Here is a 15,100-nt window from a genome sequence, read left to right on the forward strand (position 1 = left end):
GGTGAATATTCAGGCTCTTCTCTCCGAAAAAGTCAGTCAGGCACTGATTGCCGCAGGCGCGCCTGCGGATTGCGAACCGCAGGTTCGTCAGTCAGCAAAAGTACAGTTTGGCGACTATCAGGCTAATGGCGTGATGGCAGTGGCTAAAAAACTGGGCATGCCGCCGCGACAACTCGCTGAGCAGGTACTGACGCATCTGGATCTTTCCGGCATTGCCAGCAAAACCGAAATTGCCGGTCCGGGCTTTATCAACATCTTCCTTGAGCCTGCATTTCTGGCAAGCCATGTTGACGCGGCGCTGAAATCTGACCGTCTGGGCGTTTCCCAGCCGGAGGCGCAGACCGTCGTGATCGACTACTCTGCGCCGAACGTGGCGAAAGAGATGCACGTTGGCCACCTGCGCTCCACTATCATCGGCGATGCCGCAGTGCGCACGCTCGAGTTCCTCGGTCACAAGGTGATCCGCGCGAACCACGTGGGCGACTGGGGTACCCAGTTCGGTATGCTGATTGCTTACCTGGAAAAACAGCAGCAGGAAAACGCGGGTGAAATGGCGCTGGCGGACCTGGAAGGGTTCTACCGCGAAGCCAAAAAACACTACGACGAAGACGAAGCCTTTGCCGAGCGCGCGCGCAGCTACGTGGTTAAACTGCAGGGCGGCGACCAATACTTCCTCGAGATGTGGCGCAAGCTTGTCGACATTACCATGTCTCAGAACCAGCTGACCTATAACCGTCTGAACGTCACCCTGACCCGTGACGACGTGATGGGTGAAAGCCTCTATAACCCAATGCTGCCCGGCATTGTGGCTGACCTGAAAGCCAAAAACCTGGCGGTAGAGAGCGAAGGCGCAACGGTGGTGTTCCTTGATGAGTATAAAAACAAGGAAGGTGAACCGATGGGCGTGATCATCCAGAAAAAGGATGGCGGCTACCTCTACACCACCACAGACATCGCCTGTGCGAAGTACCGTTACGAGACGCTGCATGCTGACCGCGTGCTGTACTACATCGACTCCCGTCAGCACCAGCACCTGATGCAGGCGTGGACCATCGTGCGTAAAGCCGGTTACGTGCCGGATTGCGTGCCGCTGGAACACCACATGTTCGGCATGATGCTGGGTAAAGACGGCAAGCCGTTCAAAACCCGTGCGGGCGGTACCGTGAAGCTGTCCGACCTGCTGGACGAAGCGCTGGAACGCGCCCGCCGTCTGGTGGCCGAGAAGAACCCGGACATGCCTGCCGATGAGCTGGAAAAACTGGCCAACGCCGTGGGTATCGGTGCGGTGAAATACGCGGATCTCTCCAAGAACCGTACCACCGACTATATCTTCGACTGGGATAACATGCTGGCGTTTGAAGGCAACACGGCGCCTTACATGCAGTACGCCTACACCCGCGTGCTCTCGGTGTTCCGTAAGGCGAACATTGATGAAAGCGTACTGGCGAATGCGGCAGTGACCATCACGGAAGATCGTGAAGCACAGCTGGCGGCGCGCCTGCTGCAGTTTGAAGAGACGCTGACGGTTGTCGCGCGTGACGGCACGCCGCACGTGATGTGTGCTTACCTGTACGATCTGGCGGGTCTGTTCTCCGGCTTCTACGAACACTGCCCTATTCTGTCTGCGGAAAACGAATCGGTCCGCAACAGCCGCCTGAAGCTGGCGCAGCTCACGGCGAAGACCCTGAAGCTGGGTCTGGATACCCTGGGTATCGAAACCGTAGAACGCATGTAATACAAAAAAACCCGGCAATCGCCGGGTTTTTTCTTATCAGAAATACTTCCGCAAATATTCCGTCAAACAGAGAATCGCCATCGCCTGTCCGTACGGCATCGACGTCAGCGGGATCTGGCGATAAAACTCAAGATCGCTGCCCATGCCCGTGCCGAACGACGTTTGCAACAGCTCGCCTTCCGGCGAAATATTTTTGACGATACCGCGAATCGCTTTTTCTGCCACTTCGGCATACTCCGCGCCAACGTAGCGCTTGCGCACGGCTTTCTGAATGCCGTAGGCAAACCCTGCCGTGGCGGACGCCTCAAGATAAGAATGTGGATCGTCGAGCAGCGTATGCCATAGCCCGCTGTCGTCCTGATATTTCGCCAGCGCGGCAATCTGCGCATTCAGTACCTGCACCAGGTAGCGACGCACGGCGCTGTTTTCCGGCAGATCCACAAGCTCAAGGAAGTCCGGGATCACGATGGTGAGCCAGCTGTTGCCGCGCGCCCAGCGGGCACGGGCAAAGTTATGGTTGCCATCGTAGCTCCAGCCGTGGAACCACAGCCCGGTCTCCCGGTCCATCAGGTTCTGCACGTGCAGCAGGAACTGATACACCGCCTCTTCCACGTATTCCGGTTTGTTGAGCAGCTTGCCGATTTTCGCCAGCGGCAGCACCGTCATCATCAGCGTGTCATCCCACATCTGTTGATGGTTTTCTTCCGCCAGGGTGATGTGCTGCATCCCGCCGTGTTCCGTGCGCGGCATCTCAGCCATCGCCCATTCCGCCCAGCTTTCAAGCCACGGCAGCCAGGCCTGATTTTTGGTCTCTTCGTAGCGATAAGCCAGCGTCAGGAACGGCGACATGGTATTCACGTTTTTGGTGGTCGCGCCTTCCGCAAAGCGGTCGGCAAACCAGCTGTCGATGATGTCTCGCATACCTTCGTCGCCGGTCTGGCAGTAATATTGCCAGATACCGTACAGGCCAACGCCGTGCGTCCACTCCCATCCGGCCCAGCCTTTAGTGTCGATCACGCGCCCGTCGTCCAGCCGCAGCAAAAACTCACCCGCTTTGTCGTGGATATTGACCAGGCTATGCGTCACCTTTTGAATCAGCGATTTCAGTTCGTCCCGGGCGATAAAGCGCTCTGGCTGACGTAATAACGGGCTATGTTTGACAGGCCAAACTTTCATCATCTTAACCTCTGTTGTATGTCGAATTCAGTACCGCGCGATCCTTCAGCGAGGGTGCCGCTGGCTTATTGCGATTCAGATAACCGATGTTGTTATTGCCCCACAGTGACTCATAAGGCATACCGGCCAGCATCTCGACGGTGGCGCGGGCGTGTGGCGTCGCTGACTCAGGCATCGCATGACCACACTCACGCATTTTCGCGGTCTCCTCGCGCAGCGTGCTGTGGGTCTGCAAATTGAGCCTGAAGCGCAGGGAAACGAGGAAGCCGCAGAACAGCACCAGGATCGTGCCCACGCTCAGGATCGTCAAAATGGTGTGGCTCACTTCCGCAGGCTGTACTTTCTGACCGCTGACAAAGCCGGACATCTGCATCACGATACCCACCAGCATCACCGCACCGGCCTGTGACGCCTTACGGGTCAGGGTCATGATGCCCGCGAAGATCCCTTCGCGGCGCTGGCCGGTGATCGCTTCATCCACGTCAGCAATGTAGGTATAGGTGTTCCACGGCACATAGTTGATACCGCCGCGACCGAGACCGGCAACCGCTGAGATCAGCAACAGCAGAGCGTAGACGTCACTCAGGCCCGCGTAATAGAGCATGGCGTAAGAGAGAGACGCCAGACCAAACAGCACCACGACCATGCGGTAGGACGGTGCAGGCCCGAAACGGATGCACAGCGGGATCATGGCGATAACCGCAAAGAACTGGAAAATAGCCATCGTGCCCAGCAGATTGGACGCCATTGACGCTTCCTGCATCAGCACGAACACCACGTAGTAGGTGAATACCGCATTAAACACGTCCTGCGCGATATAGCCGCCAAGGTACATGCCCAGATGCTGACGGAAAATCTTGATGCGCAGCGTGGAGCTTAACTCAACGATCAGGCGGTTGAGGCTCTGCCCCAGCGTCAGCTTCTTCTTTTCTTCTTCAGCACGCAGCGCCGCTTCTGACCACTCTTCACGCGGGCGTTCCCAGGTAAAGAACCAGACGAAGGTTAGCATCATCGCGCAGAGCAAGGAGAAGACCAGGCTTGCGTAGAAGAAGGAGATGGCGTTTTCTTTCCCGAAGTGGGTTAACAGGATCCCCGGCAGGAAGGAGGCCAGAATGGCGGACATCTGCGCCATTGAGATACGCGCCCCGGAGAACTTGGTTTTCTGTTTAAAGTCATCGGTCATTTCCGGTACCAGCGTTTCGTACGGCACCAGAATCATGGTGTAGACAATATCAAACACCAGATAGGTGAGCAGGTAGTACCAGAAGCTCATGTCCCCAACCCACATCAGCGAGTAGCTGAACACGCACGGAATTCCCAGCAGGATAAAAAACTTACGACGGCCGAAGCGCTTACCGAGCCAGGTCGTCCCAAAGTTATCGGTTAAAAAGCCCATTAACGGGCTAACGACGGCATCCAGCACCCTTGCAGCGGCAAAGATAAACGTTGCTTCGATCGGTGAGAGCCCGCAGAAGGTGGTATAAAAATATAAGAGCCAGGCCGCCGTCAGGGCGGTGGTACCCGCCCCGAGGAAATCGCCTGAACCGTAAGCGAGATAATTTGCGAGCCCAATTTTACGTGTTCTCATTGCCGTCACCCCTAATCAGTTTTGGGAGACTCCCTGCAAGCAAGCGTCTTCCGGGAGCTTTTAGACGGCTACAGTAAATGCATCGACCGGTTGTTACCTTTCTGTTTCTGCCATCACTAAGAGGGTGAATGGCAATAATGCAAAGAGTACCGTCACGCGCGTCACTGATTTATAAAACAGCGTTTCTATTTGATCAAAAGGTGAGGTCAGTTTTGAGAGCCAGCCATCAAAATTGCTGATGGCTGGTGAAAAGGCAGGGTGTTAGCGGTAGTTCACGATGACAGAATTACTCTGTACTTTCAGCGCCGGGATTAAACGTCCCCCGCCCGGCACTTCCCAGATGAAACGCAAAGGTTCAATAGCCGGTACGCCGTTGAATGCCTGCGTCGTGCCATTTTCGCCGTCGATTTCCGTGCAGCGCGTCTGAGAACAGAGGCGCACCCGCAGCCCTGCGGGCGTTGGGCCAATCAGCCGGTAATTCCAGACCACAAGGCCCATCTGACCGGAAACGCCTTCAGAAGGCGACAGCGGGTTAGATGACATGGCAACGCCCCGGTTGCTGAGGGTCACTCCCATGCTGCTTGCCTGCCAGGTGCCTTCCCCGGCAGCGTACGCTGCCAGCGGGAAGAACAAAATCCAGAGCCATTTACGCATTATTTTCCTCCAATCGTCGCGGTCATGCGGATGTGACGGTTATCCGACAGCTCCATATTCGACAGCACGACCAGCTGGTTCAGGCTACGACGCAGGAAGCGCGACAGCAGCGGACGCAGCGCATGGTTCACCAGCAGCACCGGCGGCGCGCCCAGCATCTCCTGGCGCGCCAGCGCCTCCTGCGTTTGCGCCAGCAGACGGTCCGCCAGGCCCGGCTCCAGGCCGCCCCCGCCCTGCAGGGCCTGCAGCAGCAGGCGTTCAAGCGGCGTATCGAGGCCAATAACCTGCACTTCTCCGGTTCCCGGGAACCACTGCTGGGTGATCGCACGGCCCAGCGCCACGCGTACCACCGCCGTCAGCTCGTGCGGATCGTTTTGTATCGGCGCATGCTCGGCAAGAGTTTCCAGAATGGTGCGCATATCGCGGATCGGCACTTTCTCTTCGAGCAGGTTTTGCAGCACCTTGTGCAGCGTGGTTAAGGTCACCACGCCCGGGACCAGATCTTCCGTCAGCTTCGGCATCTCCTGCGTGACGCGGTCAAGCAGCTGCTGCGCTTCCTGACGGCCAAACAGCTCTGCCGAGAATTGCCCGATCAGGTGATTAAGATGGGTCGCCACCACGGTACTGGCTTCAACAACCGTATACCCCTGGATTTGCGCCTGCTCTTTCAGGGCACTTTCAATCCAGATAGCGGCCAGACCAAAGGCCGGATCGATGGTTTGCTCGCCCGGCAGCGTGCCTGCGGCGGTGCCCGGGTTAATCGCCAGCCAGCGGCCCGGATAGGCATCACCGCTACCAATTTCGACCCCTTTCATCAGTATGCGATAGCGCGCGGGCGGCAGGTCCATATTGTCGCGGATGTGTACAACCGGCGGCAGGAAGCCCATATCCTGCGCGAATTTTTTACGGATACTGCGGATACGGCCAAGCAGCTCGCCATCCTGCTGGAAATCGACCATCGGAATCAGGCGATAGCCCACTTCCATTCCCAGGGAATCTTCCAGCTGAACGTCGTTCCAGGTCGCTTCGACGGCCTGGGTATTCTCCGGCATTTTTACCTGAACAGGCTCCGCTGCCGGTTTGGTTTCACGGCCACGCATCCACCAGGCAAGCCCCAGCAGACCCGCCGTAAACAGCAGGAAGACGAGGTTTGGCATCCCCGGCACCAGGCCGAGCAAACCCAGAACGGCAGCGGCCAGCAGCATAACGCGCGGGTTGCTGAAGAGCTGGCCCACCATCTGCTCGCCAACGTCCTGATCGGTGCTCACGCGGGTTACAATCACACCCGCCGCCGTGGAGATAACCAGCGCCGGGATCTGCGCGACCAGACCGTCACCAATGGTCAGCAGCGTATAGCTTTCCGCCGCATGGCCCATGTCCATCCCGTGCTGCAATACCCCCACCAGCAGACCGCCGACCACGTTAATCACCATGATCAGAATGCCCGCGATGGCGTCACCGCGCACAAACTTGCTCGCACCGTCCATGGAGCCGTAGAAGTCCGCTTCCTGCGTCACTTCCGAACGGCGTTTTTTGGCTTCATCTTCGGCGATAAGACCGGCGTTCAGGTCGGCGTCGATCGCCATCTGCTTGCCCGGCATCCCGTCCAGCACAAAACGCGCGCCCACTTCCGCGATACGCCCTGCACCTTTGGTGATAACCATAAAGTTGATGATAACGAGGATAACGAACACCACGATACCGATAGCGAAATTGCCGCCCACCAGGAAGTGGCCGAACGCCTCCACCACTTTACCTGCCGCTGCCGCACCGGTGTGACCTTCCATCAGGATGATACGCGTGGACGCCACGTTCAGCGCCAGTCGGAGCAAAGTGGTGAACAGCAGAATGGTCGGGAACGCGGCGAACTCCAGGGTGCGCTGGGTGAACATCGCCACCAGCAGCACCATTATGGACAGCGCAATATTGAAAGTGAAAAGCAGATCGAGGATGAACGCCGGGAGCGGCAGTACCATCATCGACAGAATTAGCAGGATCAGAATCGGCCCGGCAAGGATCTGCCATTGAGTCGATTTCAGGTTGCCGGGCAGGCGCAACATTGCCACCAGATTAGCCATCAGTGTCCTTCTCGTTCATAAAATCCAGCGCGGCAGGCACCGGAAGGTTTTCAGGTTTCACAGGCCGCTGACCGCCAGCCAGACGCCAGCGCTTCAACTGCCACACCCAGGCCAGCACTTCCGCCACGGCGGCGTAGAGTTGTCCCGGGATCTGTTGTCCGATATCCGCATGGCGGTACAGGGCACGCGCCAGCGGAGGGGCTTCCAGGATCGGCACGCGGTTTTCAGTGCCAATTTCCCTGATTCGCAGTGCGATCAGCCCCGCCCCCTTCGCAACGACTTTCGGCGCGCTCATTTTGTTTTCGTCATAGCGCAGCGCAACGGAATAGTGCGTCGGGTTGGTAACAATGACGTCGGCCTTCGGCACATCGTCCATCATGCGGCGACGGGCGGCGGCACGCTGCATCTGGCGGATACGCCCTTTTACGTGCGGGTCACCTTCCATCTGCTTATATTCGTCACGAATATCCTGACGCGACATGCGCAGCTTTTTGAAGTGGGTATAAAGCTGGAAGATCACGTCAAAACCCACCATCGGGATAATGCTGAGCACCACCAGCAGCGCGCAGAGCCCGACCAGATTCAGCGCGTTGCTCATCGCGGTGAGCGGCGATTCGCTGATAAGACGCATCATTTCAGGCCAGTGGTACCAGAGGTAAAAGCCTGCGGAACTGCCCATCAGCACCGATTTGAGAACGGCTTTGAGCAGCTCAGCCCCGGTCTGCGCAGAGAACATTTTCGCAATGCCCGGCAGCGGGTTCAGTTTGGAAAATTTCGGTTGCAGCGATTTGGCACTAAAAACCAGACCGCCGAGCATCACCGGAGAGACCAGCGCGACCAGCACGACCCCGGTGATCAGGGGCAGTAGCGCGACCATGGCCCCTTTAATAAGCTGAATAATCTGGCTGAGGATCAGATTCGGATCGTTGACCATGCTGTGGTCAAAACGTAAGCCGGTGGACAACATTCCCGCCAGCTTGCGGGCGAGCGACTCCCCGCCCCACCAGATAATGCACACGCCTACGATAAGGATCAGCAGGGAGGTCAATTCTCGGGATCGGGGGATCTGCCCTTCCTCACGCGCCTTTTCTAGTCGGTGGGGTGTGGGGGCTTCCGTTTTGTCGTCGTTCTCTTCTGCCACAGTGCATGCTCAGCCCATTACGTCACGGGTATCATGCCAGCCCCGCCTTTCATCAATGGGCAGAAAAAACCCTATAACCGGGTCTTTTTATCCAGTTTAAGGCCACCCTACGCACGTTGGGTGAGCGAAGAGAGGGCTCGTAATGACCGAACAAATATAGTCCAGCTTTTATGATGTGTTTCACATCACCTCATGAATTAAGCGCAGTTTTAAAAAACGTTTACTCTAAAAACATTCCGAAACAAAATTAACATAGCCGTCGATTTTAACCACCTGGTATTGCAGGATTGATATAACTATGTGAATTCAATAATCCAGATCAATTGAAAGTATATTAGCCATTAGCATAAACAATCCTAAAATGGATTAATCTGCATAACATTAACCCTGAGACTCCCTTACCAGATAAAAATTAAATGTTATAATTTCACGCGACATAACTTACTTTTTCAAAAGAAGGCAAAATGTATGCCAAATATTTCTTATCATTAAAAGGGACATCTAAGATGAATTTCAAAAAGAATATTATTGCGGGCTTAGCCCTTGCAACACTGTCGATGAATGGTTTCGCCGCAGAAATGAATGCTGGCACTATTCACTTCACGGGTGAAATTATCGAATCAAGCTGCACCATTCAGGGTGACGACGGCACGGACAGTACTATACCACTGGGTACCTATCCTACATCATTGTTTAATACCGTTGGGAAGGAGACCGCACTTACGGAGTTCTCCATTACGCTGGCGAACTGCCCGTTAACAAGCGCTGGGCTTCCGGCTGTTCAGCTGACCTTTAACGGCCCAACGACCCTGACCAAGACCAAGACGCTGCTGGACGTCAGTAAAATTACCACCACGGGCGAAACCGCGGCCACCGGTATCGGCATTGCCGTCAGCCCGGCGGGTAAAGATGATAAGCTCATCACGATGGATGGTGCTGAAGGGCAGATCTATATCGAACTGGCGACAAAATCCGAAGATACGATTAAAGCTGATTTTAATGCCCGCTATAAATCATTTGCAGATGCGGTTACCGCCGGTCCGGCAGATGCTGATATGACGGTAAATATTCTTTACCGTTAATAATCGTATTACTGATATTCACAATATATATATTTAGGCGTCATGACGTTTAAGGAGTCATGATCTGATAATAGTCCGGACTCGGACTATTATCATTTCCCTTAACCTCCTTTATTAAAGGTTTCACCATGCGCATTTTACTCCAGGTCTTATTATGCATTCCTGTTATTGCGAGCACCTTTTGTCACGCAGCAGGTATTCAGATCGGTCGCACACGCATAATCTACGATGCCGCGAAAAAGGAAGTTGCCCTGCCCTTACAAAATAATGATAAAGAGCTTCCATGGTTAATACAGTCATGGACGGATACAGGTGATGGTAAAACGCACGGACCGTTTATCGTGACACCGCCTCTCTTTCGGCTCGATCCGCAAAAGGAGCAAAGCCTGCGTATTACCTGGAACGGGACAACCTTAGCAGGCGATAAAGAGTCTCTGTTCTATATGAATGTACGAACCGTTCCTGCCACGGCTACGGATGAGGGAGACAAAAACGTCCTGCGGTTAATATATAAAACGCGTCTGAAACTGTTCTGGCGCCCTGTTGGACTGAGCGGTACGCCCTCTGAATCCTGCAAAAACCTGCGCTTCGCGCGTCATGGTCAGCAGCTCACTGTCATCAACGAGGGGGCGTTCTACAGCGTCTTTGATTCACTTGCGCTGGGAGCGCACAAAGTGGAGAAAGCCGACATGGTTGCCCCTAAATCCCGCGCTGACATTCCTCTCCCTGACAATGCTCAGGGAACGAGCGTCACCTGGCGCTGCATAACCGATTACGGCAATGCTTCCGAAAAATACACCGCCCCCCTGGCGCAGGATTAAAAAACCGCGATGATGACAGGACGTAATGATATGTCATACGAGCGGCTCTTTAGACCGAATCCGCTTCTTCGCTGCCTTGGCGGTGTCTTGCTCATCGCGAGCTTCTCGACGCTGGCCCGTGAGTATCGTTTCTCTCCCTCATCGCTTGAAGGAGACATGCTGGCCCAGCAGGAGATCGACCTTTCACTCTTTTCAAAGTCGAATGCTCAGCTACCCGGCACCTATTCTTCACGAGTGCAGGTGAACGAACACCGTCTGAGCACCACCAACATCGCTTACGTCAGCTCTCCGGAAGGGTCACTGATACCGCAGCTCACACCGGATATGCTGCGGGCATGGGGAATTGCTATCGACCGGTATCCCGCCTTGCTTGCGTTACCAGGCAATAAGGCTTTACCCAAAGATATCAGCAACTATATCCCCCAGGCCTCCGCGCGGCTTGATTTTTCAACCATGACATTAGCGTTGAGTATTCCTCAGGCCGCGTTAAGAAGTACCGGTCGCGATTACATCGATCCCTCGCGCTGGGACGACGGTGTTCCCGTGTTGTTCAGTGACTACGCTTTCTCAGGATCAAAAAATAAGGAGAGCGGCGACAACAGCGCCACCAGTCAGTATCTGAATTTGCGCACCGGCGCCAACCTGGGTGGCTGGCGAGTGCGCAACTATTCAACGTGGAGCAATTCAGAGAATGAAAACCTGTGGGAAAACATCAATACCTTCCTCCAGCATGACGTTGACGCCCTCAAGGCACAGTTCACTGCCGGAGAAAGCAACACGCGGGGCGAGGTATTTGATAGCTTACAGTACCGGGGCGTTAACCTTGCGTCGGATGAAGAGATGCTTCCCTACAGCCAACGCGGCTATGCCCCTGTCATACGCGGCATCGCCAGTTCAAATGCGGAAGTCTCGGTGCGCCAGAATGGCTACCTCATCTATCAGCAAAATGTCGCGCCGGGCGCGTTCGAAATCGACGATCTCTACTCCACGACCAACAGCGGCGATCTGGACGTTACGGTGAAAGAAGCTGACGGCACCGAGCATCACTTTACGCAGCCCTACTCCAGTATCGCGGTTATGCTGCGGCCTGGGCGTATGAAGTACGAAATGACAGCAGGCCGTTATCGTGCTGAAAGCGGGAGCGACCAAAAGGAACCCGATTTTTTCCAGGGCAGCATGATTTACGGTTTAAATAACCTTCTCACCTGGTTTGGAGGGCTGACGCTCTCGAAAGACTATAACGCAGCCAATACCGGTGCCGGTCTGGCGCTCGGGCCGCTGGGCTCGCTGTCCGCTGACGTTACCATGGCCGACACCCGGCTAGACGATAACAGCCAGCATACCGGCCAGTCATGGCGTTTGCTTTATACCGGTAAGCTGGATTCGACCGATACCAACTTCAGCCTCGGCAGCTACCGATACTCCAGCCGCGGGTATTACAGCTTTGCCGACGCCAACCAAAAGCATGACGGCCACGAAGACGATCTGCAGTTTCGTTACAATAAACGCAACCGCATTCAGGCCAGCGTTAGCCAAACCGTTGCTGGGGTGAGTCTGTATCTTAACGGTTATCAGCAGGATTACTGGGGCACCTCTAAAAAAGAGCGCAGCCTGTCTCTGGGATTCAATACCGTTGTTGCCGGCACGAGCTATCACATTGCCTATACGTACAGCAAAACCAACGGCGACGAGTCTGACAGGATGGTCTCTTTGGGATTTAGCATTCCTCTCGCCAGATGGCTGCCACGCGCCTGGAGTAGCTACAACATCAGCAACACTAAAAATGGCTATACGCGGCAAAACGTGGGCCTCAACGGCACGCTTCTGGAGGATGAGCGTCTGAGCTACTCGTTGCAGCAGAGCCACTCCAACCACGACGGGGAAGATATCAGCAGCGTCTATGGCAGCTACCGCTCGCAATACGCCAATCTGACCGCCGGATATTACGCTTCCACCGATCACTCTCAGCAGCTTAACTACGGCATTAGCGGCGCTATTGTTGCCCATCCTCAGGGCATCACGCTGGCTCAACCTTTAGGAAGCCAGTTTGCTATCGTCAACGCCAACGATGCTTCCGGCGTCCGTTTCCTGAACCAGCGGGGTATTCAGACCGACTGGCAGGGTAATGCGGTCATTCCATCACTCACTCCGTACCAGGAGAACAATATTCGTATTGATACCTCGAGCCTGCCGGAAAATGTGGACAGCAGCGATACCGCCATCACCGTCATTCCCTCGCGCAACGCGGCGGTGCTGGCCAGATTTGACGCACACACAGGCTACCGGATGCTGGTCACCCTGAAGCGTCCAAACGGTCTCCCCGTTCCGTTCGGCGCCATCGCGACCAGTAGCGACCCGGTGATGAGCGGCATTGTCGATGAAACCAGCACCGTCTATCTGTCAGGCATTGGAGAGACCGCGCAGCTCACCGTGAAGTGGGGCAACGGCACGGGCCAACAGTGCCGCGCCAGCATTTCGCAACAGTCAGCCAACCAAACCGAAAGCCCTAACGGTATTCGCTCGGTTAACGAGCTTTGTCAGCAGGAATAAGCATATGACAACTATACTCAAGAAACGGGACGTCTGGGCTTCATTGGCCACGGTACTGAGCCTGACCGCAACCAGCCCGAGCATGGCCGCGACTTTACTTCATGACTGCTTCGGTGCGCCGCAAGCCTACACCACGACGTTCGATCATGAGTTTTCGTCCAGCGAAAATATCGCCAATCATGACTATGATGTGCCAAATCATCTGGTCGGCAATGGCCCGGTGATAGTGGCCAACTGCAGCTGTCCCGGAAATATATTTTCGTCGAGCATGGTTTATGAAAAAACGTTTGCCGGAAGCCCGTTGAAACCGGGAACAAGCGGATATGGCTATTTGACAGAAAAGATCGATGCCGATATCACCGCCTATGCGGATGCAATCAACTCTCCGGACGGCACTTCTTTGACCCCGATAGCTGTCAATGAATACCCGACGTCCAGAGCTAATATGCGTAACACTAGCGAGAATGCACTCGCCAAAACGGAGGGAGATGCCAACGTTTGCAGTAGTGGCACCCAGCCGAGCAACGCCGCTACAGTAAAGCGTAATTTCCGCTGGAACGTCGTGGCGATCCTTCTTCACATTAAAAAACCCATCCTGGGTCAAGAGGTGATCCCTTCGACGATCGTCGCGCAAAACTATGCCTGTCTTTATTTCGGCTCGGGGGGAAGCTGCGATCCCGGGCAGGCAGATCAGGTCTCTGATATCTGGTTTAGCGGCACGCTTTCTGCGCCGCTAAGCTGCGTTATCAACGAAGGCAGCACCATTGAGGTTGAGTTTGGCAGCATCGTCAGCAAGCAATTCGTCATCAAGGGGCAACCGCCAAAACGTTATGCCATCAAAAACGTTGATATTGCCTATCACTGTGATGATAACGCAGTGGGAAACACGGACCGGATAAAGCTCACGCTGACCGCAGATCAGGGGGTCGCGGACAGCAGTACGCCGTACATTGCAAAACTTCTGGACAGGGACGACCTCGGGGTGCGTGTATATGATGAACACAGTCAGAACGTCGCGCTGGACGGGACCTATGAGTTTCCGGTGACGATGGACGCGCAGGGAAACGGTGTGGTCAAAATTCAGGCTGTACCGGTCAGCACGACGAATGCCTCTCCGGCCCCGGGCCGCTTTGAAGGGAACGTGACGGTGAAGATGGATCTTCGCTAACCGAACTACCCTCAGGTTGAGGCCGCAGCCTGAGGGTAATCAGAACAATCAGAAGCCGAGGCTGTCGAGCAGATCGTCTACCTGATCCTGGCTTGCCACAACGCCCGCCTTGCTGGCGTCGAGCTGTGGACCATTGAGCAGGCTTTCGTTCTCGCGTTTTGGACGGGCTGCCGGTTCAGGGATGTTCTCCAGCAGAACCATCAGCAGCTGACGCTCAATCTCCTGGATAACATCCATCATGCGCTTGATCACCTGACCGGTCAGGTCCTGGAAATCCTGCGCCATCATGATGTCCAGCAGCTGGGCGTTGGTGAAGCTGGTGTGCCCCGGCACATCCCCCAGGTACTGACGGGTATCCGTCACCAGCTCGCGGGCATCCGCCAGCTCGATAGGATTCTCAAACCACTCGTCCCAGCGTTTGCTCAGCGCTTTCGCCCCCTTTTCCATCGCATCCTGGTGCGGCTGTGACGCTTCAACGCTGTTCAGCGCACGTTCCGCGGCCTGAGCGGTCATCTGCACAACATAGTCCAGACGATCGCGGGCATCAGGAATGGCTTCCGCCGCTTCGGCAATCGCCTGATCCAGACCCAGCTCACGCAGGCTGTCACGCAGCATGCGCGTCAGGCTGCCGATGCGGACGATAATATCGCTCGGCGAGTGTTCTTCAACGGGTTTCATAGCAGGTTGCAACATTTCCATCACCTCACATGCCGAGTTTCTCGAAGATCTTACCGAGCTTCTCTTCCAGGGTTGCCGCGGTGAATGGCTTCACCACATAGCCGCTTGCGCCCGCCTGTGCAGCGGCAATGATGTTCTCTTTTTTCGCTTCTGCAGTAACCATCAGAACCGGCATAGACGCCATTCCCGCATCGGCACGAATGGTTTTCAGCAGTTCCAGACCGTCCATGTTAGGCATGTTCCAGTCGGAGATAACAAAACCAAACCCGCCAGCCTGCAGTTTGTTCAGCGCATCAACGCCGTCTTCTGCTTCTTCAACGTTGTTGAAGCCCAGCTCTTTCAGCAGGTTGCGCACGATGCGACGCATGGTGGAAAAGTCATCCACAACCAAAAACTTAAGCTCTTTATCCGCCATAAAATAATACTCCT

Annotated in this window: 12 protein-coding genes; 5 read left to right on the forward strand and 7 right to left on the reverse strand. The window is 55.3% G+C overall.

Annotation, left to right across the window (positions count from 1 at the left end):
* The first annotated feature begins 1 nt into the window (after position 1).
* Positions 2-1,735, forward strand: a complete 1,734-nt coding sequence (argS, locus tag ACZ6J2_RS05010; protein ID WP_047647442.1) for an arginine--tRNA ligase — start codon at positions 2-4, stop codon at positions 1,733-1,735.
* A 36-nt stretch (positions 1,736-1,771) separates the two neighbouring features.
* On the opposite strand, the gene bglB is transcribed toward argS, so the two are convergent.
* The 5 genes from bglB to flhB form a co-directional block, all read right to left on the reverse strand.
* Positions 1,772-2,911, reverse strand: coding sequence for a beta-galactosidase BglB (bglB, locus tag ACZ6J2_RS05015; RefSeq protein WP_471725077.1), 1,140 nt, complete (start codon positions 2,909-2,911; stop codon positions 1,772-1,774).
* Between the two features lie 4 nt (positions 2,912-2,915).
* Positions 2,916-4,499: an MFS transporter gene (locus tag ACZ6J2_RS05020; protein ID WP_471725005.1), complete on the reverse strand. Its 1,584-nt coding sequence runs from the start codon at positions 4,497-4,499 to the stop codon at positions 2,916-2,918.
* A gap of 261 nt (positions 4,500-4,760) precedes the next feature.
* Positions 4,761-5,153: a flagellar protein FlhE gene (flhE, locus tag ACZ6J2_RS05025; RefSeq protein WP_213729593.1), complete on the reverse strand. Its 393-nt coding sequence runs from the start codon at positions 5,151-5,153 to the stop codon at positions 4,761-4,763.
* Entirely contained in the window at positions 5,153-7,231 is a 2,079-nt protein-coding gene (gene flhA, locus ACZ6J2_RS05030) for a flagellar biosynthesis protein FlhA (RefSeq protein ID WP_023312249.1), read from the reverse strand. Before flhA ends, flhE begins: the two co-directional genes overlap by 1 nt.
* On the reverse strand, positions 7,224-8,372 hold the full coding sequence (flhB, locus tag ACZ6J2_RS05035; RefSeq protein ID WP_033145863.1) for a flagellar biosynthesis protein FlhB: 1,149 nt from the start codon (positions 8,370-8,372) through the stop codon (positions 7,224-7,226). The genes flhA and flhB overlap by 8 nt, the downstream gene beginning before the upstream one ends.
* Positions 8,373-8,836: 464 nt before the next feature.
* Here flhB and ACZ6J2_RS05040 point away from each other — a divergent pair, with 464 nt between their 5' ends.
* From ACZ6J2_RS05040 to ACZ6J2_RS05055, 4 genes are all read left to right on the forward strand, one after another.
* Complete coding sequence (locus ACZ6J2_RS05040) at positions 8,837-9,454, forward strand: fimbrial protein (protein ID WP_471725008.1); 618 nt, start codon at positions 8,837-8,839, stop codon at positions 9,452-9,454.
* Between the two features lie 128 nt (positions 9,455-9,582).
* Positions 9,583-10,275 (forward strand): fimbrial biogenesis chaperone, encoded by a 693-nt coding sequence (locus ACZ6J2_RS05045; protein ID WP_471725009.1) that lies wholly within the window; start codon positions 9,583-9,585, stop codon positions 10,273-10,275.
* A gap of 9 nt (positions 10,276-10,284) precedes the next feature.
* Complete coding sequence (locus ACZ6J2_RS05050) at positions 10,285-12,825, forward strand: fimbria/pilus outer membrane usher protein (protein ID WP_471725010.1); 2,541 nt, start codon at positions 10,285-10,287, stop codon at positions 12,823-12,825.
* 4 nt (positions 12,826-12,829) lie between these two features.
* On the forward strand, positions 12,830-13,993 hold the full coding sequence (locus ACZ6J2_RS05055; RefSeq protein WP_471725011.1) for a fimbrial protein: 1,164 nt from the start codon (positions 12,830-12,832) through the stop codon (positions 13,991-13,993).
* A gap of 48 nt (positions 13,994-14,041) precedes the next feature.
* Here the strand turns inward: ACZ6J2_RS05055 and cheZ are convergent, their stop codons facing one another.
* Together cheZ and cheY are read right to left on the reverse strand one after the other, a co-directional pair.
* Complete coding sequence (gene cheZ / locus ACZ6J2_RS05060; RefSeq protein WP_023312251.1) at positions 14,042-14,686, reverse strand: protein phosphatase CheZ; 645 nt, start codon at positions 14,684-14,686, stop codon at positions 14,042-14,044.
* A 10-nt stretch (positions 14,687-14,696) separates the two neighbouring features.
* Positions 14,697-15,086, reverse strand: coding sequence for a chemotaxis response regulator CheY (cheY, locus tag ACZ6J2_RS05065; RefSeq protein ID WP_008500431.1), 390 nt, complete (start codon positions 15,084-15,086; stop codon positions 14,697-14,699).
* Positions 15,087-15,100: the final 14 nt, after the last annotated feature.

The sequence above is a fragment of the Enterobacter sp. E14S genome (genome assembly GCF_055666685.1).